This is a genomic window from bacterium (genome assembly GCA_035307765.1).
GTDB lineage: Bacteria > Sysuimicrobiota > Sysuimicrobiia > Sysuimicrobiales > Segetimicrobiaceae > Segetimicrobium.
The window spans coordinates 1-20,707 of sequence record DATGHU010000033.1 but is presented as its reverse complement, the minus strand read 5'-3'; the positions used below and the strand labels follow the sequence as shown (position 1 = coordinate 20,707).

The 20,707-nt window shown below is 71.0% G+C and carries 17 protein-coding genes; 6 read left to right on the top strand and 11 right to left on the bottom strand.

The genetic code is table 11. The features are described 5' to 3' along the window. Window positions 1-5: 5 nt before the first annotated feature. From VKV57_10715 to VKV57_10700, 4 genes are all read left to right on the top strand, one after another. Entirely contained in the window at window positions 6-872 is an 867-nt protein-coding gene (locus VKV57_10715) for a carbohydrate ABC transporter permease (GenBank protein HLW60379.1), read from the top strand. A gap of 107 nt (window positions 873-979) precedes the next feature. After that, entirely contained in the window at window positions 980-2,338 is a 1,359-nt protein-coding gene (locus tag VKV57_10710) for an ABC transporter substrate-binding protein (protein HLW60378.1), read from the top strand. A 12-nt stretch (window positions 2,339-2,350) separates the two neighbouring features. Beyond that, window positions 2,351-3,907 carry a glycerol kinase GlpK gene (gene glpK / locus VKV57_10705; GenBank protein ID HLW60377.1) on the top strand — a complete coding sequence of 519 codons (1,557 nt, stop codon included), beginning with the start codon at window positions 2,351-2,353 and terminating at the stop codon, window positions 3,905-3,907. Between the two features lie 12 nt (window positions 3,908-3,919). Then, a complete protein-coding gene (locus tag VKV57_10700) occupies window positions 3,920-4,828 on the top strand; it encodes a CehA/McbA family metallohydrolase (protein ID HLW60376.1) in 909 nt (302 codons plus the stop codon). Here VKV57_10700 and VKV57_10695 read toward each other — a convergent pair. From VKV57_10695 to VKV57_10650, 10 genes are read right to left on the bottom strand one after another with little or no spacing between them, the layout of a single operon-like run. Then, the gene (locus VKV57_10695) at window positions 4,773-6,560 is read right to left on the bottom strand and encodes a hypothetical protein (GenBank protein HLW60375.1); all 1,788 of its coding nucleotides are present in this window, start codon (window positions 6,558-6,560) and stop codon (window positions 4,773-4,775) included. The two genes, VKV57_10700 and VKV57_10695, sit on opposite strands and share 56 nt — an antisense overlap. Before the next feature lie 2 nt (window positions 6,561-6,562). Next, window positions 6,563-7,285 carry an N-acetylmannosamine-6-phosphate 2-epimerase gene (locus VKV57_10690; GenBank protein ID HLW60374.1) on the bottom strand — a complete coding sequence of 241 codons (723 nt, stop codon included), beginning with the start codon at window positions 7,283-7,285 and terminating at the stop codon, window positions 6,563-6,565. Further along, complete coding sequence (locus VKV57_10685; protein ID HLW60373.1) at window positions 7,282-8,271, bottom strand: BadF/BadG/BcrA/BcrD ATPase family protein; 990 nt, start codon at window positions 8,269-8,271, stop codon at window positions 7,282-7,284. The genes VKV57_10690 and VKV57_10685 overlap by 4 nt, the downstream gene beginning before the upstream one ends. Before the next feature lie 55 nt (window positions 8,272-8,326). Next, window positions 8,327-9,439: a serine hydrolase gene (locus VKV57_10680; GenBank protein HLW60372.1), complete on the bottom strand. Its 1,113-nt coding sequence runs from the start codon at window positions 9,437-9,439 to the stop codon at window positions 8,327-8,329. Then, entirely contained in the window at window positions 9,436-10,644 is a 1,209-nt protein-coding gene (locus VKV57_10675) for an anhydro-N-acetylmuramic acid kinase (GenBank protein HLW60371.1), read from the bottom strand. Before VKV57_10675 ends, VKV57_10680 begins: the two co-directional genes overlap by 4 nt. After that, window positions 10,641-11,546: an N-acetylmuramic acid 6-phosphate etherase gene (gene murQ, locus VKV57_10670; protein HLW60370.1), complete on the bottom strand. Its 906-nt coding sequence runs from the start codon at window positions 11,544-11,546 to the stop codon at window positions 10,641-10,643. The genes VKV57_10675 and murQ overlap by 4 nt, the downstream gene beginning before the upstream one ends. 26 nt (window positions 11,547-11,572) lie before the next feature. Beyond that, on the bottom strand, window positions 11,573-12,463 hold the full coding sequence (locus VKV57_10665; GenBank protein HLW60369.1) for an ABC transporter permease: 891 nt from the start codon (window positions 12,461-12,463) through the stop codon (window positions 11,573-11,575). Then, window positions 12,460-13,413 carry an ABC transporter permease gene (locus tag VKV57_10660; GenBank protein HLW60368.1) on the bottom strand — a complete coding sequence of 318 codons (954 nt, stop codon included), beginning with the start codon at window positions 13,411-13,413 and terminating at the stop codon, window positions 12,460-12,462. The genes VKV57_10665 and VKV57_10660 overlap by 4 nt, the downstream gene beginning before the upstream one ends. Before the next feature lie 16 nt (window positions 13,414-13,429). Next, window positions 13,430-14,965: an ABC transporter substrate-binding protein gene (locus VKV57_10655; GenBank protein HLW60367.1), complete on the bottom strand. Its 1,536-nt coding sequence runs from the start codon at window positions 14,963-14,965 to the stop codon at window positions 13,430-13,432. Window positions 14,966-14,977: 12 nt separating this feature from the next. After that, entirely contained in the window at window positions 14,978-15,460 is a 483-nt protein-coding gene (locus VKV57_10650) for a GNAT family N-acetyltransferase (GenBank protein HLW60366.1), read from the bottom strand. Window positions 15,461-15,581: 121 nt separating this feature from the next. Here VKV57_10650 and nagA point away from each other — a divergent pair, with 121 nt between their 5' ends. Then, on the top strand, window positions 15,582-16,766 hold the full coding sequence (nagA, locus tag VKV57_10645) for an N-acetylglucosamine-6-phosphate deacetylase (GenBank protein HLW60365.1): 1,185 nt from the start codon (window positions 15,582-15,584) through the stop codon (window positions 16,764-16,766). Window positions 16,767-16,776: 10 nt separating this feature from the next. On the opposite strand, the gene VKV57_10640 is transcribed toward nagA, so the two are convergent. Beyond that, window positions 16,777-17,910, bottom strand: a complete 1,134-nt coding sequence (locus tag VKV57_10640; GenBank protein HLW60364.1) for a hypothetical protein — start codon at window positions 17,908-17,910, stop codon at window positions 16,777-16,779. 605 nt (window positions 17,911-18,515) lie between these two features. Here VKV57_10640 and VKV57_10635 point away from each other — a divergent pair. After that, window positions 18,516-20,707 (top strand): glutamate synthase central domain-containing protein (locus tag VKV57_10635; GenBank protein HLW60363.1); only part of this gene is annotated, 2,192 nt, incomplete at its 3' end.

The following is a 20,707-nucleotide window of genomic DNA, read 5'->3' as shown; positions in this document are numbered from 1 at the left end:
CGCCGGTGACGGACCGCGGCCCCGCGGGCGCTCGGGCCTCACGGCGCTCCTGGAAGCGGACCGCGGCGGAGTGGGGACTCAACGCGCTGATGCTGGCCCTCGGCCTGATCGTGTTGTTTCCTCTCCTCTACGCGGTGGCGACCAGCCTGAAGACTCCGGCCGAGGTCAACCAGTACCCGCCGTCCCTGTGGCCGCGCACCTTCGACTTCGCGAATTACTCCGACGCCTTGCGGGCCGCGCCGATCGCGCGGTTCCTCCTCAACTCCTTCATCCAGTCGGGAGCGGTGACGGTGGGAGAGCTGGTCACCGCGGCGCTGGCGGCGTTCGCCTTCAGTTACATCGAGTTTCCCGGGCGCCAGGCGCTGTTCTTCCTGTTTCTCTCCACGCTGATGATCCCGGGCGAGGTCACCCTCATCCCCAACTACCTGACGATCCGGAGCGTGGGATGGCTCGACACCTATCCGGCCCTCGTCGCCCCGTACCTGGCGACGGCGTTTGGGACGTTCCTCCTCCGCCAGTTCTTCCTCTCGATCCCGCGAGAGCTCTGGCACGCCGCGCTGATCGACGGCTGCTCGCGGCGTCGATACCTGGCGACGATCGTGGTGCCGCTCGCGCGGCCGGCGTTCGCGACGCTGACGATCTATGCCTTCCTGTCCACCTGGAACCAGTACCTGTGGCCGCTCTTGGTCATCAACTCGCAGCAGATGCGGACGGTGCAGATCGGCCTGGCCCTCCTGCAGTCACAGGAGTCGGTCTCCTGGAGCCTCGTCATGGCGGGGATCGTCATGATCGTCGCCCCGACGGTGTTCCTGTTCCTGATCGGCTACCGGCACGTGGTGCGGGGCCTGACGGCGGGGGCGGTCAAAGGGTGAGCGGCCCCCCGAGGGGGTGGCAGGGGAGCCGTCCGGCGGCGGGCAATGGATCCTACGACGCCAACGGCGCGTAGGCCTAAGGGTAAGCCTCACTCAGACGGAGGTGGATGATGACACGCACGCGCATGACCAGACGTCACTTTCTCGCCGCGGCCGGGACGGTGGGGGTCGCCGCCGCGGGCGTCGGGCTCGCTCCGGCCGTGGTGCGGGCGCAGGCGCCGACCCGGATCGTCTTCTGGCACTCGATGGGCGGCAACCTCGGGGAGACGGTGGTCAAGGCGTTCGTGGACCGGTTCAACGCCTCGCGCACGGACATCCAGGTGGAGGCCCAGTTCCAGGGATCCTACGACGACGCCGTGAACAAGCTGCGCGCCTCGATCCAGTCCACGGCGGTGCCGGCGGTGGCCCAGGTGTACGACATCGGCACCCGGTTCATGATCGACAGCAAGGGGATCGTGCCGATGCAGGACTTCATCGATCGCGAGAAGTTCAGCCTCGCCCAATTCGAGCCGAACATCCTCGCCTACTACCGGGTGGGAGATCGTCTCTACTCGATGCCGTTCAACACCTCGAGCGCGATCCTATACTACAACGTCGATATGTTCAAGAAGGCGGGGCTGGACCCGAAGCAGCCCCCGCGGACGTTTGAGGAGATCGACGCGGCCGCGCGGAAGTTGGTCCAGAGCGGCACAACGAAGTCGGGGATCACGATCGCGATCTACGGATGGTTCTTTGAGCAGCTCCTCGCCCGCCAGGGCGCCCTGTACGCCAACAACGGCAACGGTCGGGATAAGCCGGCCAGCGAGGTCGTCTACAACCGGGAGGAGGCGGGGGCCCGCATCCTGGACTGGTGGGCGGGAATGGTGAAAGACGGGATCGCCACCAACCCGGGGCGGCCGACCGCGGCGAGCCAGCGCGCGTTCGTCGCTGGCCAGACCGCGATGACGGTGGACTCGACGGCGGTGCTGGCGAGCCTGCTGCGGGGGGCGGCGGGCCAGTTCGAGGTGGGGACCGGGTACTTCCCCAAGCCCCCGGCGGCGAAGACCGGCGGGAGCATCGTGGGCGGGGCGTCGGCGTGGATCCTGAAAAACCGGCCGGAAAAAGAACAGCAGGCCGCGTGGGAGTTCGTCAAGTTTATCAGCGCGCCCGCGCAGCAGGCGGCGTGGTATGTCGGCACGGGGTACTTCCCGATCCGCAAGGACGCGTACCGCGAGCCGGTGGCGCAGGCCGCGCTGGCCGCCCACCCACAATTCCTGACCGCGATCAGCGAACTGCGCAGCAGTCCGATCAACCGCGCGACCCAGGGAGCGCTGCTCGGGGTGTTCCCGGAGGCGCGGCAGAAGTCCGAGGAAGCGATCGAGGCGAGGGTCCTCGGCCGGAAGTCTACCCGGCAGGCGCTCGACGACGCGGCGCGGAGCGTCGACCAGGCCATCGCCGTGTACAACCGCACGATGGGAGTCGCCTAAGCCCCGGTTGCCATGCCGCATCCCCTCCCGCGGCACGAGGGGGCCGGGCCCGGCCCCCTCGTGGCGGCGATCGACCAAGGGACGACCGGGACCCGATGCATGCTGTTCGACGAGGCCGGCCGGCCGGTGGCGGGCGCCTACGAAGAACATTCGCAGCTGACCCCTCAGCCGGGATGGGTGGAGCACGATCCCGAGGAGATCTGGGAGAAGACCGTACGCGTGGTTCGCGGCGCGCTCGCGCGCGCGGGGGGGGCGGCGGGCCGTCTCGCCGCCGTCGGGGTGACCAACCAGCGTGAGACGACGGTGCTGTGGGACCGGCGGACCGGGCGGCCGCTCTACCGCGCGATCGTCTGGCAGGATACGCGAACGCGCGAGGCATGCCAGGCGCTGATCGCGCGGGGGGTGGAGCCCGCCGTGCGGGGGCGCACCGGGCTGCCGATCGCGACCTACTTTTCCGCGCTGAAGGCCGCCTGGATCCTCGAGCACGTGCCGGGGGTGCGGTCGCACGCGGAGCGGGGCGGGGTCTGCTTCGGCACGATGGACTCGTGGATCATCTGGTGGCTCACCGGGGGTCCGGCGGGCGGGGTGCACGTGACCGACGCGACGAACGCCTCGCGCACCATGCTGATGGACCTCCGAGCCCGGGCGTGGGACGACGAAATGCTCCGGCTCGCGGACCTGCCGCCGGCGATCCTGCCCCAGATCCGGCTGAGCAGCGAGCGGTATGGGGTCACGCTCGCGGACGGCCCGTTCGGCGCGCGCGTCGCGGTGGCCGGAGACCTGGGGGACCAGCAGGCCGCGCTCGTCGGGCAGACCTGCTACCGGCCCGGCGACGCGAAGAACACGTACGGGACGGGCTGCTTCCTCCTGGCGCACACGGGCGACCACCCCGTGGCCAGCCGCCACGGGCTCCTGTCGACGATGGCCTATGCGCTCCCGCACGAGGTGGCGTTCGCGCTCGAGGGGTCGGTCGCCGTCGCCGGCGCGGCGGTGCAGTGGTTGAGGGATAACCTGGGCTTGATCCGGACCGCGGCGGAGACCGAAGCGATCGCGGCGAGCGTGGCCGACGCGGGCGGCATCTACTTCGTGCCGGCGTTCTCCGGTCTCTTCGCGCCCCACTGGGACATGGATGCCCGCGGCGTGATCGTCGGCCTCACCCGCTACATCACCCGTGCGCACCTGGTCCGCGCCACGCTGGAGGCGATCTGCTATCAGACCCGGGAGGTGCTGGAGGCGATGGAGCAGGACGCGGGCATCCGCCTCTCCGGCCTCCGGGTGGACGGGGGGGCGTCGCGCAACGATTTCCTGATGCAGCTCCAGGCGGACATCCTGGGGATCCCCGTGATCCGCCCCACGGTCAGCGAGACCACCGCCCTTGGCGTCGCCTACGCCGCGGGGCTGGCCGGCGGGGTGTGGGGCTCGCTCGACGGGTTGCGCGAGCAGTGGGAAGTGGACCGCCGGTTCGAGCCCACTTGGTCGGCCGCGCGCCGCGAGGCGGGGTACGCGGGATGGCGGCGCGCGGTGGCGCGCACGCGGGGATGGGTGACGTCCGAGCCGGGAACGGCCTGAGGAGGGGGACGCGTGGGACTGGTCAATCCGTTTGCGCAGGCGGGGCGGTGGTACCGGGGCATCTTTCACTGCCACACCACGAACTCCGACGGGGGGCGGTCCGTCGACACCCTCGTCGCCTGGTACGGCGAGCAGGGGTACGACTTTGTCGCGATCACCGATCACAACCAGCTGACCCCTCCCCCCGCCGGGGGACGCGCGCGGCCGCTGCTGGTCCCGGGGACCGAGGTGGACGTCGGCCGGTCCCGGGCCGGCCAGCCCTACCATCTCGTCGGCATCGGCCTGCGGGAGATGGTCGATCTCCCGCGCGACGTGGCGGCGCGTTACCGGCTCCCCGTCCAGGACGTGATCGGCGCGCTCCGCCGGGCCGGCGCCGTCGTATTCGTCGCGCATCCCTACTGGAGCGGGCTGGTGTTGGACGACCTGCTGCCCTTGGAGGGGATCGCCGGGATCGAGGTGTTCAACGCCAACACCGAGATCGAGATCGGGAAAGGGTACAGCGGGGTGCACTGGGACGACTGTCTGAGCCTCGGCAAGCCGCTGCTGGGAGCGGCGAACGACGACGCCCACTGGCGCCTGCGGGACTTCGGGCAGGCCTGGACGATGCTGCGGGCGGAGACGCTCACGCCGGAGGCGGTGGTCGGCGCGCTCGGGGCGGGGGCGTTCTACGGGTCCACGGGGCCGGTGCTGGACGACGTGACGTTCGACGGGCAGACAGCGACGGTGCGCATCGCGCCGCCGGGAGCGGCCGAGGTGAGGTTTGCCTGCGATCACCGGTGGGGGCGGCGGGTGGTCGCGGACGGATCGCCCCTCACCAGCGCGACCTACGCGCTCCTCGGCCGGGAAAAGTTCCTGCGCGTGGAGGTCACCGGGCCGTCGGGCGGCCGCGCGTGGACAAACCCGTTGTTCCTCGCCCGATGACGGCGAGCGACTTCTCCAGCGGGGCCGCCGCGCGGCGCGGCGCATCCAAAACGCCGCTCGGCACCGTGTAGAGCATCACCCCGCCCGCGCGGATGGGCGGCGTGCCCAACGCGGAGAGGACCTGCGGCCACCGCCCCGCGCTCCCGCCCACGACGATGACCGTCCGGACGTCATGCGCCCGGAGAAACGAGATCAACCGCCTGCGGTCGGCCGGGGTGAACTCGCGAGCGTAGAACCCCCTGACGATCGGCCAGCGTTTGAACTCCCGGGGAACGATCGGCCCCAGGTACCCCTCCGCCATCCGGAAGTACATGCCGGTTTGCGCCTGCCACAGCATGCTGTTGCCGATCGGGCCGTAGGGGAAGATCAGGATGTTTTCCCCCGGCGCGAGGTACCGTTTGTAGAGTCCCTGCGTGAACAGCGGGGGCGTGTCGAGATCGGAGGTCGTGCTGGCCAGCCCCAAGTTCGGCAGCAGGCTGAGGACGGTGAGCGGAACAAGCGTCCACGTTGCCCAGCGCGGGGTCTCGGCCGCCCGCGTCCACAGGGCGGCGATGAGGGCGGCGATGAGGAACGCGTAGACGGTGACCCGCGCCGGCAGCGCGTGATTGATGATCGGCAGCCCCGTGAGCAGGGCCCACGGCAGCGGGAGATGCAGGTCGCCCAGGTGGAGATCGGGTCCCAGCGACGCCACGCAGATCAGCCCGAACAGGAGTACCAGGAACTTCACGGCGGGGGCGCGCCAGCGGCGGACGCCGTAGAGCCCGACGATGGCGAGCAGCGGGGCGCCCAGATACGCGGTGCGCTCGTCGAGGTGCTGGGGCCGCACGCCGGTGATCGCCTGGTAGAGATGCCCGCCGAGATATGTGACCGGGGTGGGGATGAGGAAGGTGTGCAGCGGGGCCGCGTACCGCGCCGGCGGATACAACGGCGTCCGCGGAAACCCCTGCGCGAACACGTAGTACAGGTACGGGCTGAGGGCCACCGCGGCCAGCCCATAGGCCAAGGCGATGTGGAGGCCGGTGGCGCGGAGGCGCGGCCGCATCTCGCCCGGCAGGATCCAGTACCCCGTCCCCATGGCGATCACGCCGAGGAGGGTCATCGTGGCGAAAATTTCGGTCGAAAACGAAAACTGCATCACCAGCGCGAGCGCCATCAGCGCCGTGAACGCCCGCGGGCTCAGCGTGTCGTCCAGCCGCAGCCGCACCAGGTAGACGCACCCGGGGATGAGGAACGTCAGGACGAGGTTGAGGTGGCCGAGCATGTGGCCGAGTTCGTAGGTGGAGAATCCGAACAGGTACCCGCCGAGCACCGCCGGCCAGAAGGCCCGCGTGATGTGGCGGCACAGCAGGAACGCGCTCCACGCCGCCAGCGGGGGGGCGAGCAGGCAGAGGATGTTGTACGCCACCACCGGCCCCGCGGTCAGCGTGATCGGTGCGGCCAGCAGGCTCGCCCCGGGGATCCCGGTCGCCCACGCCAAGTTGAAACCGCTCGGAGCCCAGACGACCTTCGGCAGGAAGGGGTTGAGCCCGTGGGCGAGCGCGAACGGCCACCAGACGAGATACCACATGAAGGCCGATGGGTCGTGCGGGTTCCCCGTCGCGCCTCCGACGTACGCGCGTGAGAGGTTCCCGAGGATGGGCAGCCCAAAGTAGAGGACGGAGACCAGGGCGTAGGCAGAGAGCGCAGCCAGGGCTTGGACCTTCGGGTCCCGGCAGGCGCGCGCGGGCCACATCTTCAGGAGTGGGGGGTCGGCCGCCCCGCCCCCGGCGGACCCTGGGCCGCGGTCACCGCGCGCACGAACCCTTCGGTGATCGACTCCGGCATCGTGATCGCCCGGCCGACGACCACCGCCCACGCCCCCGCGCCGAACGCCTCGGCCGCGTCGTCCGGCGTGCGGATCCGCCCTTCGGCAACGATGGGGAGCGAGACCCGGCCGGCGAGGTCCCGGACGAGCGCGAGGTCCGGCCCGGCGATCTGCCGGCTGTGCGGGGTGTACCCCGCCATGGTGGTGGCGACGAGATCGGCGCCCGCCGCTTCCGCGGCGATGCCTTCCTCCAGGGTCGAGACATCGGCCATCACCGGGACGCGGCACTCCGTGTGAACCCCCGCGATGAGCGCCGCGAGGGAGTCCCCGGCGGCGTTGCGTTCTCTGGTCGCCTGCACCGCCACGATGTCGGCCCCGGCCCGAGCGACGGCGCGCGCCGTGTCGAGCGTCGGGGTGATGTAGATCGGGGACGAGCCGCGCACCTTGTAGAGGCCGATGATGGGAACCGCGACCGCCCGGCGGGTCGCCGCGACGTCCTCCGGGCCGTCGATGCGCACCCCGCCCGCCCCGCCGCGTTCGGCGCATTGCGCGAGGGCGGCGATGATGGCCGGATCGCGCAGAGGGCTTCCGGGCAGCGCCTGGCAGGAGACGATCAGGCGGCGGTGCAGCCGATCCACGAGGTGGGACGTCACGCCGCGCTCCGCAGTTCCCACGTCGCGGCGAGCAGCGCCAGCCGTTCGGGCGTGGGGCGGACCCCCGCGGCGCGCATCGCCAGCAGCAGCGCGCCGACCGCCGGGGCAAATCGGGGCGGCACCAGCACCGCCCCGGCCGCCCGGGCGGCGATGGCCGCCTTGAGCGGGGCGAGCAGGGTCGGGCCCGCCTTGAACACGCCGCCCACGGCGGCGACCGCCACCGTCCCATCGGGCCAGGTCAGGCGCCGGATGACCGCGGCCGCGATCCCGGCGAGCCCCTCGGCGGCGTCGTCGACGAGGGTCCGCGCGACCGGATCGCCGTCCGCGGCGGCGGCGGTCACGGCGGAGGCGAGGGCGGCGATCTCCGACCGCGGCACCCGGCCCTCGTAATAGCGGAGCGGGATCTCGCCGAGGTCGGCGCCAAACCGCTGCGGGATCATGGTCTCCAGCACGGTGGGACCGCCCGTTTCATCGCGGGCGCGCAGCGCCGCCCGCACGCCGCCCAGTCCGAGTGCGAACCCGCTCCCCTCGTCCCCGAAGAGGTATCCCCACCCGCCGGCCCTCGCCTCCCGGCCCGACGGATCCCGGCCCAGCGCCACCGACCCGGTCCCGGCGATGACCACGACCCCCGGCCCGCCGGCCAGCGCGCCGGCCAGCGCCACGGCCGCGTCGTTGTCGATCTGCGTGATCCGGGCCGTGAGGAGGGACGAGACCACTCGCCCGAACACGCGCGCCGGTTCGGAGTCGCGGTTGATGCCCGTCATCCCGAACTGCGCCGCGTCGAACGCCGACGGCGAGGCTCCCGCCGCCGCGAGCGCGTTCCCCAGCGCGCTCTCAATGGCCGCGCGAGCGCGCGCCTCCCCGCCGGGGGCCAGGATGTGGTTGCTGGGGCCGCCGTGGCCGATGCCGAGGATCCGTCCGTCGCGGTCGCACACCGCGCACGTCGTGCTGGTGGCGCCGCCGTCAACGCCGAGGAAGTACTCCATGGGGCTGGAGCATGTTTCGAGACTCCGGACAGCCGATCCTCCCGCGCCGCGCGCGCTAGCAAAGCGCCGCGGCGATCGCGGCGGCGATCTTGGGGCGAAGCGCTAGGATTTCCGTGCGGTCCCGTCCGAGATGGATCGCATTGGTCAGGAAGACGATCACCAGGTCGTGCGCGGGATCGATCGCCAGCGCCGTGCCGGTAAACCCGGTATGGCCGTACGCGCGAGGGGAGAGGGCCGCTCCCCACCACCCGTCGGTCCCGGCGAGCGCCCACCCCAGCCCGCGGGTGCCGGTCGGGGTCCGGCGCACGGTCGCCTCCCGGACGAGATCCTCCTCGAGGACCGTGCCGCGGGGGCCGCGTCCGCCCCCGAGCCACATTTGCCCGTACGCGGTCAGATCGTCCGCGGTGCCGAACAGCCCGGCGTGCCCGGAGACGCCCCCCATGGCATGGGCGTTGCTGTCGTGCACCTCCCCCCAGATCAGAGCGCGGCGCCAGGTGTGCCGTCGTCCCTCCTCGCCGACCATTGCCTGTTCGGTCGCGGTGCCGTCCTCTGTCGGGGCGATGCGGCCGCGCCGCGCGGGGAGGGGGCGGTACGTTGTATCGTGCATGCCGAGAGGGGTGAAGACGCGCTCGCGCGCGAGCGCGTCCAGGGGCTTCCCGAGCGCCCGGCGCGCGACCTCTCCGAGCAGGATGAATCCCAGGTCGCTGTAGACCGCCTGCGACCCCGGTGAGGCGTCCGCGGCCATCGCCGCCGTCCGCGCGATTACGGCGTCGTAGCCGGACGTCTCGAGGTAGAACGGGATCCACGCCGGGAGGCCGGACGTGTGGGTCAGCAGGTGCCGCAGTGTGACTGCCGACGCGGCGGACTCGGGCAGGTGGGCGGCGATGGGGTCGTCGAGCCGCAGGCGGCCTTCGGCCGCCGCCTGGAGGATCAGCGGGGTGGTGACGACCACTTTCGTGAGCGACGCGAGGTCGTAAATCGTCTCGGGCGCGGCGGGCTGCGGCCCGGGGACCAGCGTGCGGGCTCCGACCGTCCACCGGATGACCACCTCGCCGCCGCGGGAAACCTCCAGGACCGCGCCCGGATAGGCGCGTCCGACGCCGTCCTCGAGGAGGCGCCGGATCGGGGCGAGGGCTCCGGCCGGCGAGGCATCGACCCGGTCGTTCACGCGGACCCCCCGGGCGCCCCGGGCGGCCACGTAAACTTCCCGAGAATCGCCTCGTGGCGCGCGCCGGTCACTCGGGGGAGGTTCCCGGGGATGCCCATCAGGCTGGCGTGTCCGAGAAGCGCGAACGCGATGGCCTCCTTGGCGTCCGAAGGCACCCCGAACTCGTCGATCGGCCGCACGTGCAGCGGGGCTACCGCCGCGGCGAGCCGACGCATCAGCGTCGGGTTGTGCACGCCCCCGCCCGAGGCGATCACCTCCTCGACGGGGTGACGGGGAAGGACAAAGCGGCGGATGTTCGCGGCAATAGCCTCCGCCGAAAACACGGTGGCGGTGGCCAGGAGGTCTTCCGGGGGCAGGGCTCCCCAGCGGCCGATCAGGTCCTTGAGAAAGGGGCGCCCGAACTGCTCGTGTCCCGCCGCCTTGGGCGGAGGAGCGGAGATAAAGGGATGCCCCATCAAGTCCGCCAGCAGGTCCTCACGCACGCGCCCGCGCGCGGCACGCGCGCCGTCGCGATCGCACGGCTCGCCGTAGAACGCTAGGGCGAGGCCGTCGAGCATCATGTTGGAGGGCCCGCAATCGAAGGCGTACACGTCGTCGCGCCGCGCGCCGGGGGGGAGCACCGTGAAGTTTGAGATCCCCCCGAGGTTGAGCGCGATGCGCCCGGTGGGGCCCCCGAGCAGCAGCAGGTCGGCGTACGGCACAAACGGCGCGCCGGTCCCGCCCGCCGCCATGTCCGCCGCGCGGAAGTCCGCGACGACCGGCCGGCCGGTGCGTTCGGCGATCACCGCGGCTTCGCCGAGCTGCATCGTCGCCGCCCGGTCCCAAGGATCCGCTGGGTCGGGCACGGCGACGTGGGCGACGGTCTGTCCGTGGGAGGCAATGAGGTCGACCGCCGGTGCGGCCACCCCGGCGACGCCGATCGCCGCCACCGCCGCGTCGGCAAAGAGTTCGCCGAGGAGATAGTGCAGCGATGCCGTCCGCTGGGTCGTCGCCGGTTCCGTGAACAGATCGACCACCCGACGCCGCACCTCGGCCGGATACGGCGTCGTCTTCCAGCCGCGGAGCGCGACGGCGGGCGGCTTCCCCACGCGGTCGGTGACGGCGACCACGGCCGCGGTGATGCCGTCGGCCGACGTGCCGGAGATGATGCCGACGATCTGCTTCGTTGGTTTGGCCCGCAGGCGGGCGAAGAGATCGGAGGTCACGGGCGCTCGCCCCCGATCGCCCGGCGGACGCTTCCCCCCGCCCGCGCCAGCCGATCGGCCGCCGCGGCCGCGTCGAGTTTTGCCGCCAGCATGATGATCGCGACCGGCACCCGGCCCTCCGCGCGCGCGAGCGCCTCTTCCGCCTCGGCCGGCGTCGCTCCCGCGGCCGCCTCCACGATCCGGACCGCGCGCCGGCGCAGCTTGTCGTTGCTGGGACGCAGGTCCACCATCAGGTTCCCGTAGACTTTGCCCAACTGCACCATCGCGAGGGTGCTGAGCATGTTGAGGACCAGCTTCTGGGCGGTGCCGGCCTTGAGGCGGGTGCTGCCGGCGATGACCTCGGGCCCAACGAGCGGCACGATCGCCATGTGGCAGGCCGCCTCGAGCGGGGAGGAGGGAGCGCAGGCGAGGGCGATCGTGGCCGCCCCGCGCGCCCGCGCCCGGCGGACCGCCCCCAGCACGAACGGGGTGCCCCCGCTCGCCGCGATCCCCACGACGATATCGTCGGGACCCACCGACCTGGCGTCGATTTCCCGCTCCCCGCCGCGCGTGTCGTCCTCGACGCCCTCCGCGGCCTGGGCGACCGCGCCGGCCCCCCCCGCCAGCACGGCCTGGACCAGGTCGGGCGGGGTGCCGAACGTCGGCGGACACTCGGCGGCGTCGAGCACCGCGAGGCGGCCGCTCGTCCCGGCGCCGACGTACAGCAGCCGTCCGCCGCGGCGGAGCGCGTCCGCGATCCGGCCGACGGCCTCGGCGATCTGCGGGACGACGGCGGCGACGGCCGCGGGGACCTCGCGGTCCTCCGCGTTCATCAGCCGCGCCTGGTCGAGCACCGGCAGGAGGTCCAAGTTTCGCGTGCGCGGGTTGATTGCTTCGGTCGCCGGGCCGTGGTCGGTGGCCATGCCGTCCTCCTTCCCCGTCCCGTCCCTCAGACCCCGAGGCGCGGATCGAGCAAGTCTCGGAGGCCGTCTCCGAGCAGGTTGAATCCGAGCACGATGCAGGCGATCACGGCACCCGGAAAGACGGCGGTCCAGGGGGCGATCGCCATGAACCGGCGGGAGTCGGCGAGCATGTTCCCCCACGACGGGGTGGGGGGCTGGGTGCCCAGCCCGAGGAAGCTCAGCGCGGACTCGGTCAAGATCGCCAGCGACAGGCTGAGCGAGATTTGGACGATCAGCGGCGCGCCGATGTTGGGGAGGATGTGGCGCGCCAGGATGCGGCGCGTCCCGGCGCCCATCGCTCGGGCCGCTTCGACGAACTCCAGCGCGCGTGTCGCGATGACGCTGGCGCGCGTCACCCGGGCAAACTGCGGGGTGTAGACGACACCGATCGCCACCACGATCGTCCATACCGCCGTCCCCGCGACCGCCATGATCGCGATCGCCAGCAGCACCGCGGGAAACGCGAAGATCACGTCCATGATCCGCATCAGCACCCCATCGAGCCACCCGCCGAAATACCCGCTGGCGATGCCCGCGGCGCCCCCGACGAGCAGCGCGAGCCACACCGACGCGAACGAGACGGCGAGCGACACCCGCGCGCCGTAGACGAGCCGGCTCAGCAGGTCTCTTCCGAATTGGTCGGTGCCGAAGGGGTACGCCCCCCCCGGAGGCGCGAGCAGAGCCTGAGAGGCCATGGTCAGCGGGTCGTGAGCGGAGATCACCGGCGCGGCCGCCGCCGTCAGCACGTACGCGCCCACGATGGCGGCGCCCGCCACCGCCACGGGCGCGCGGAAGAAGCGCGCCGCCAAGCCCGGTCGCGGCCGCAGGGGGGCCGGCGCGCGCGGCCGGGTCCGCCCCGCGGCGGCCGACGGGCTCATTCGTACCGTACCCGGGGGTCGACGTACGCGTACAGCAGGTCCACCACGATGTTCGTCAGGACGAAGAGCAGGGCGATAATGAGCACCACCCCCTGCACGACCGGGTAGTCGCGCTGGCTGATGGCGTTGAGGGCGAACCGGCCCATCCCCGGCAGCGCAAACACCTCCTCGATGACCACCGTTCCCCCGAGCAGATAGCCGGCTTGGAACCCCACCACCGTGATGACCGGGATCAGGGCGTTGCGGAGGGCGTGCCGGTTGATCACCAGGTGCTCGCGCAGCCCTTTGGCGCGCGCCGTGCGTACGTAGTCCGCGCCGAGCACCTCGAGCAGTGAGGAGCGCACGAACCGCATGAACACGGCAGCGAGCACCACCCCCAGCGAGAATGCCGGGAGCACCATCACGGTGAGGTTGCCGATGGGGTTCGCGAAGAACCGGACGTAGATGCCGATCGAGGCGATCGGGAGGATGCGGCCGGGCAGGAAGAGCAGCAGCATCGTTGCCAGCCAGAAGTTGGGGATGCTCAACCCGACGAGTCCGCCGATGCGGATCGCTGCGTCGGCGGCACTTCCGCGCTTGAGCGCGGACGCGATGCCCACCGGAAGCGCGATCGCGAGCGCGAAGACGAGGGCCAGCGCCGTCAGCTCGGCGCTGACCGGGAGCCGGGTCAGGATGTCCGGGAGGACCGCCCGGCTGGTGCGCAAGGAGACGCCGAAGTCTCCCCGCAGGACGCGGCCGATCCAGTCGACGTATTGGAGCGGGAGCGACTTGTTGAGCCCGAAGAGGCGCCGGAGCTCATCCATCTGGGCGGGGGTCATGGCGACCTGGGTCCCCAGAAACATCTGGATGGCGTCCCCCGGGATCATGTGGATGAGGAGAAACACCACCACCGAGACCCCCCAGAGGACGGGGAGGAGGGTGAGGAGCCGGGTCGCGATATAGGCGATCACGCGGCCCGGCGGCCCGTCATCGCTCGATCGAGGTCTGTTCCAGGTAGTTGAGCGCCCCGGTCGGGATCAGGCGAAACCCCTTGACGTAGGGCTGCAACACCTGTGATTCGTAGGGGGCGTAGAGAAACACCGCCGGGGCCTTTTCCACCAGCGCCTTCTGCAGATCGTCGTAGATCGGTTTGCGCTCTGCCGCCGCCACGTGCACCCGGCCGCGGTCGAGCAATTTGTCGATGCCCGCGTCCTTGAAGAGGAAGTTGTTCACCGCGCCGGTGCTGTAAAACGTGCGGTAGAGGAACCGATCGGGGTCGGGGTCGCCGCCCCGCAGTTCGACCATCGTGTCGAAATCGCGTTTGACCCAGCGATTGATATAGGTGCCCCATTCGATGTTCTCGATCGTGGGGTTGAGGCCCACGGCGCGCAGCTGGCTCTGGATGACCTGCGCCACCGCGAGGCCGCCCTCGTAGGTCGGCGAGGCGACGATCTTGAAGGCCGCCCCGGCGGCGCCCGCGTCCTGCAGCATCTGCCGCGCCCGGGTCGGGTTCGGATGGTACTCGGGGAAATCGCCGACCGGGAGCGCCCAGAGCTTGTCCGGCGCCGGGACCGGGCCGCTCACCTCGCCGAGCCCGAACTCCGCCGCCTTGACGATCGCCTCCCGATCAATGGCGTAGGCGATCGCGTCTCGCACTCGCGCATCGGTGAACGGCGGGCGCGTGGTGTTGAACGAGAAGATCCGCAGATTGAGGCTGGGAACCTGCAGCACCGTCAACCCGCGGTCCGCCTGAGCTTGTTTGACCACGCTGCCGTCGGAGATCGTCGCCATGTCGACGCTCCGATTGCGAACGCCGGCCAGCAGCGACGCCTGCTCGGGGATGATGCGAAACACGACCTCATCGACCTTCGGCAGTCCCCGCTTGAAGTAGTGGGGGTTCTTGGTGAGCCGCATGAAGTTATCCGGCACCCACTCCGCGAGCATGAACGGGCCGGTCCCGGCCTCCGTCTTCTGGAGGTCGCCCGACTTCTCCACCGCCGTCTTCTCGACGATCGCGGCGTTGCCCGAGGCCAGTCCTGAGAGCAGCGAGGCCAGCGGGTACTTGAGGCGAATGCGCACCGTCTCGCGGTCGGCGGCGGTGACGCTTTCAATCGCGTCGAGGTACGACCGCCCCGGCGAGGCCGTCTTTGGATCGAGGATCCGTTCGATCGTGAAGACGACATCGTCGGCGGTCATCTCCTGCCCGTCGTGGAACTGGACGCCCTTGCGGAGGTGGAAGACGTAGGTCCGGGCATCCGGCGTGTCCCAGGATTCCGCCAGATCGCCCACCACCCTGAGGTTGGCATCGTAGGTGACCAGCTTGTTATAGAGCAGGTCGATGCGGCGGAATGAGGAGAAGGCCGTCACCTTATTCGGGTCCAGCCCGACGACCTCCTGATCGACGCCGACGGTGAGGGTGGTCTTGCCGGCCGCCGCCTGAGTGGTGGATACCGCGGCGAGCGCGCCAACCCCCGCCGCCAGCGGCAGCACGAGGAGCAGAGCGAGGAACCGCTTGAGTGACATCGAGCACCTCCCTTATGCGTCTCGGTCCCGAATCGGGCCGAGCGTCTTGCGGTAGACGATCTCGGTGATGCCCCGCCGCACGTAGTCGATGATCTCGCCGACCCGCCGGTACCCGCGACCCTCATAGAACCGTTGGGCTCCCGCGTTCTCGGTCGACACGAGGAGGAACACGTTCGGCCCCTGCGCAAAGATCGCGGCTTCCACGGCGTCCATCAGCCGGCGACCGATCCCGCGTCCCTGCGCGTCTGGGGCGACCGCGACCGTGCGCACGTAGCCGCTGTGCACGAACGTTCCCCGCAGGGTGTAGATGACGAATCCGACGGCGCGCCCGTCCTCCTCGGCGACCAGACCCCAGCAAGTCCCGCCGAAGACGTCCGCGAGCCCGGCCCGCGCCGCCTCCGCCGTTGTCACCCCGTACCGCGCCATCAATGGGAGGTCGAGCATGATGGCCGCGCAGGCGTCCCCATCGGCCTCGCGCATCGGCCGGATCGTCACGGTCCCCTATTCTCCGGGGAGCGGCGGCGGGCCTCCCGCACGCCGCGGTCCGACCGCCGCGCTTAGCGCGGTCGCGGTCGACCGACCATCGGTCTGTGCGGCCACCGGATCGCCGCAGGAGGTGACGCGCGCGGGCCGAAAGCACCGGGGCATGATCGTTTCCGCCGGGACCGTGTTCGCCGCGGACAGGGACCTGAGCCCCGGACACGTCGTGATCGAGGGGGGTCGCATCGCCCGGGTCGCGGCGGGACGTCCTCCGGAATCCGTCGAGCACCTGGCGTTTCCGGACGCCACGCTGATTCCCGGCTTTATCGATCTGCAGGTCAACGGAGGAGCCGGCGTGGACTGCATGCGGTGCGGTCCGGAGGCGTACGCGCTCCTCGGCCGATATCTCGCCGCGACCGGCGTCACCGCGTATCTGCCGACGGTCATCAGCGCCCCGCTCGAGGAAATGCGCAGCGCCATCGCCGTGGCCGTAGCAGCCGCGCCTCGTCGGGGGGCCCTGCCGCAGATCTTGGGGGTCCATCTGGAAGGGCCCTACCTCAACCCTCTGCGGCGCGGCGCGCACCGCGCGCAGGACCTCCGTCATCCCTCGATCGCCGAGATCGAAGAGTTTCACCGGCGGGGCGGCGGCCTGCTCCGGATCGTCACGCTGGCTCCCGAACTTGAGGGAGCCGATGCCCTGGTCCGGTGGCTCGCCGCGCGGAAGATTGTCGTGGCGATCGGGCACACCGATGCCACCGCCGAGGAAGTGGTCGCCGCCGTCGGCTGGGGGGCGCGTATGGTGACGCACCTGTTCAACGCGATGCGGGGGTTCCACCACCGCGAGCCGGGGACGGCCGGAGCGGCGCTGCTGACCCCCGCGCTGATCGTCGGGGTGATCGCCGACCTCATCCACCTCCATCCCGCGACGCTGCAACTTGTCGCGCGGGTGGCCGGGCCGGCCCGGATCGCCCTGGTGACGGACGCGATCGCGGCGGCCGGAATGGGACGCGGGAGCTACACGCTCGGCCCTCAGACCGTCGAGGTCCGCGACGGCGTCCCGCGGCTCGCCGACGGGACGCTTGCGGGGAGCGTGCTGGCGATGGTGCGGGGCGTCCACAACTTCGCACGGGCGGGGTCGATCGGCCTGAGGGACGCGGTGCAGGCGGCGAGCCTTGTGCCCGCCCGCCTGCTGGGCCTCGGCCGGAAGGGCCGGATCGCGGCCGGCTGCGACGCCGACCTCGTCGTCTTGGACCGGGAGGGGAGCGTGGCCCTCACGCTGGTGGCGGGCGAGGTGGCGTACCGGCGGAACGTCCCGGCGTGATCCCTCCGGGTTAGGCGGGTCGCTGCGGCGCGCGGACGACTTGGAGGACCAACTGGGTCTCCGTCGATTCGACCACGGCGATCGGGATCCCATCGAGGGCCTTGAGGTCGAGCCCGGCGAAGGTCCGCCCTCCAAGGGCAACGTCGACCGTCGCCACGCCGCCGCTGTAGGACCGCAGGCGGATCCCCTGGACGCCGGGGATCTGGGATAAGGTGTTGACGAGTTTGGCGGCCTCTTTAAATGAGGTGACGTGGCGCACCGTGATCACCCCCTCGCGCTGGGGGGATCCGGCGGGGGGGAGTTCGTCGGCGCCGGGAGGGAAAGGGGTGGGGGGGATGTCGACGGTATGAGGGTCCCGCTCCTCCCCGTTCTTGCTCCCCCGCCTTTTCAGCCAGTCGGCCTCCGCGCCCTTGAGCCCCGCCATCAGCCGGCGGAGCGCAGGCAGAAGCTCTTGCTGCACGCCCGAGTGCAGCTGTGTGACCGTGTCGAGCGTTTCGACGTGCCGCTGGACCAGCAGCTTCAGGCCCTGGGCGTACTCCTCTCGCTCCGCCTCGAATGAGGTGGCCTTCTCGGCGAGCGCCGCGGCGTGGGCTTCCGCGGCGCGCTTTATCTCGATGACCATCTGTCGAGTCTCGGCGATCGTCCGGTCCGCCGCCGCCTGCAGCTCTTCCATCCGCGCGGCGGATTGCTGGGCGATCCCGGTGAGTTCCTCGTGCGCCTGCGCGCGGGCGGTCCGCAGGGTGTCGTCTGCCGCCGCCTGCGCGCGCGCCAGTTCACCGTTTGCCGTGACGCGCGCTCCCTGAATGATCTCGTCCGCCGCCAGTTGGGCCGCCTCGATCGTCTCCTGGGCGTGAGCCCGCGCGGCCTCGGTGATCTCGACCACCACCTGCTCGGCGCTGAGGAGGTCGGTCGCCAACTTCCGCTCGCGCTGGTGGTGGAGCGCGATCTGCCTCTGCGCCGACGCCACTTGTTTCTGCAGGATCAGGATGCCGCCGGACGCTCGCTGCGCTGATGCGAATGGTGCGACCCGCGAGCGGATCGCCAGGCCGACTGTCGCCCCCGCTCCCACCAGGGCGGCCGCCACCCGGGCGAGGCCTCGCGTGAGGGCCTGGAGGGGCGTCAAGACGAATCGACGCCAGGCCACTGCTACCGGCCGCCGCGGGGAAGGCATTGTTTCCACTATGGAGTAGCATACCCCCCGCCTCTTGAGGTTAGACTCCTCGGACGATCGGGCGCCCGGCTCCCCGCCCGCGATCCGCTCCTGCACCCCGCGGCGGGAGACCCGCCTCCGAGCGGCGCCGCACTGCGGGCGGATGCGGAGTCCGCCGGTCGCGCGGAACCGTTCACGCGCGGTGTGCCCCCTGCCCGCGAGCGGATGGCGGCCACGTGACTCCCCGGCGCACCCACCCGGCTCGGGAAAAGGCCGGGTGACATTGATCAAAAATCCGAACAATCGACCTTCCCCATTGACAAAGCCTTCGGGATTTGGTAAAAAATGGCTAAATATCCGGCGGAGATCGTGCCCGCCCGATCAGCTTGTTCGGCCCGACGGAACGGTCGGGCGCAAGAGGGAGTGTGCCTAGGGTTCCGCGGCTTCCACAAGCGGCCGGCCCGGACCGAGCGGCACAGGCGGCCTAAGCGGCGCCACACCTTTGGGATAAAAGCCCGAGGGAGGGGTTCCTCTCATCGAAGAGGATCGCTCTCTCGGGCTTTTGCTATACGCGGATATCGGCGGGGAGGAGTCGTGGTATGTCCGGTCTTTATCACCCACGGTTTGAGCACGATAGCTGCGGGGTCGGGTTCGTGGCCACGACCGGGGGCCGGAGCTACGCCATTCTCGAGCGCGCGCTCGAGGCGGTCGCCAACCTCACCCACCGCGGCGCGGTGTCCGCCGACGGCAAGACGGGCGATGGGGCGGGGATCCTCACCCAGATTCCCCATCGCCTGCTCGCCTCCGACCTGCAGCATCTCGGGGTCCGTGTCGCCAGGCACTCGGATCTCGGGGTCGGCATGATCTTCCTGCCGATGGCGTCCGGCCGGCAGGCCCGGGCGAGGGCGATCATCGAGGAGACCATCATTAAGGAAGGGCTGGTCCTCTTCGGTTGGCGGAAGGTGCCCGTGGCGGTCGCGGCGCTGGGGGGCGAGGCCGCCCGCACCCGGCCGCAGATCGAGCAGGTGATGATCGGCCGTCCGGAACGGTTGGGCCCGGTGGATTTCGAACGGCTGCTGTACCTCGCCCGCAACGTAATCGAGCGGCGGTGGGCGGCGGAGCGCATCGACGACGCGTACATCTCCTCGCTCTCCCACCACACCGTTGTCTACAAGGGGATGTTCATCGCCCCGCAGCTCCCCCGGTTCTACCCGGACCTCCGCGACCCGCAGTTCGAGACGGCCCTCGCCGTGTTCCACCAGCGGTACAGCACGAACACGTTCCCCAGTTGGCCGCTGGCGCAGCCCTTCCGCCTGCTCGCCCACAACGGCGAGATCAACACACTGTGGGGCAACGTCAACTGGATGCGCGCCCGCGAGGCCGATCTGCGCTCTCCGTTCTGGCGGGAGCGAATGCGCGACCTGCTGCCGGTGATCCAGGCGGGCGGAAGCGACAGCGCGATGCTTGACAACGTTCTGGACCTCCTGGTCCATTCCGGTCGGGACCTGCTCCACGCCATGATGCTGCTCGTGCCGGAGGCCTGGGAGACCGTCGCCGATATGCCCGAGGCCCTGCGGGCTTTTTACGAGTTCCACGCCGGGCTCTCCGAGCCGTGGGACGGGCCTGCGGCCCTGGCGTTCACCGACGGCCGCGCGGTGGGAGCGGCCCTCGATCGGAACGGGCTGCGCCCGGCACGGTATACGATCACCGACGACGGACTGGTGGTCGTGGCGAGCGAGGTGGGGGTGATCGACCTCGACCCGGCACGAGTGGTGGAGAAGGGACGGCTCGGCCCGGGCCGGATGATCGCCGTGGACACGGCGGCGGGGCGGATCCTGACCAATGACACGATCAAGGCCGAGCGCGCCGGGCGGCGTCCCTACGCCGCCTGGCTGTCGGCGGGACGACGGCGGCTCGAGGAAGTGGCGCAGGAGGATGAGGCGGCGGCCGGCGGCGCCGACCGCCACGCAGCCCTGGCGCGGGCGCTCACCGCCTTTGGGTACACCCAGGAAGAACTGCAGCGGGTGCTCCAGCCGATGTGGAAGGACGCGGCGGAGCCGGTGTGGTCGATGGGCGATGACACGCCGCTCGCCGTGCTCTCCGCCCGGCCCCGCCTGCTCTACGACTACGTGAAGCAGCGGTTTGCCCAGGTCACCAATCCGCCGATCGATCCGCTTCGCGAGCGGCTCGTGATGTCGCTCCGCACCCTGCTGGGGGTCCGGCCGAACTATCTCGAAGAAACCCCCGAGCACGCGCGGCTGATCGAGCTGGAGAGCCCGCTCCTCACCAACGCGCAGCTCTCGGACCTGCGCGCGCTCGAGGGCGCCCGGACTCGAACGCTGCCCGCCGATTTCCCCGTCGCCCAAGGGGGGGAGGGGTTGGAGCGGGCGGTCGTCCGGCTCTGTGACGAAGCCGTCTACCACGTCGAGGAGGGGGCCGTCCTGCTCATCCTCTCCGACCGCGGCGCGGCTGCCGCGTCCGCGCCGATCCCGATGCTCCTCGCCGTCGGGGCCGTGCACCAGGAGCTCATCCGGCGCGGCCTGCGGATGCGGGTGAGCCTGATCGCCGAAACCGGGGAGGCCCGCACCGTTCACCAGCTCTCGGCCCTGGTCGGGTTCGGGGCCAACGCCGTCAACCCGTACCTCGTCTATGAGTTGATCGCCGACGAAGCGGAGCGCGCCGGCCGCGCGCCGGTCGACGCCCTCGCCGGATATCGGAAGACGATCGAGTCGGGGCTGCTCAAAGTCATGTCCAAGATGGGGATCTCGACGGTCAGCAGCTACCACGGCGC

What these genes read in the sequence shown, in the direction of transcription:
- VKV57_10710 (HLW60378.1), top strand. Translation starts at nt 980, where the DNA reads ATGATGACACGCACGCGCATGACCAGACGTCACTTTCTCGCCGCGGCC.
- glpK (HLW60377.1), top strand. Translation starts at nt 2,351, where the DNA reads ATGCCGCATCCCCTCCCGCGGCACGAGGGGGCCGGGCCCGGCCCCCTC.
- VKV57_10695 (HLW60375.1), bottom strand. Translation starts at nt 6,560, where the DNA reads ATGTGGCCCGCGCGCGCCTGCCGGGACCCGAAGGTCCAAGCCCTGGCT.
- VKV57_10685 (HLW60373.1), bottom strand. Translation starts at nt 8,271, where the DNA reads ATGGAGTACTTCCTCGGCGTTGACGGCGGCGCCACCAGCACGACGTGC.
- murQ (HLW60370.1), bottom strand. Translation starts at nt 11,546, where the DNA reads ATGGCCACCGACCACGGCCCGGCGACCGAAGCAATCAACCCGCGCACG.
- VKV57_10665 (HLW60369.1), bottom strand. Translation starts at nt 12,463, where the DNA reads ATGAGCCCGTCGGCCGCCGCGGGGCGGACCCGGCCGCGCGCGCCGGCC.
- VKV57_10655 (HLW60367.1), bottom strand. Translation starts at nt 14,965, where the DNA reads ATGTCACTCAAGCGGTTCCTCGCTCTGCTCCTCGTGCTGCCGCTGGCG.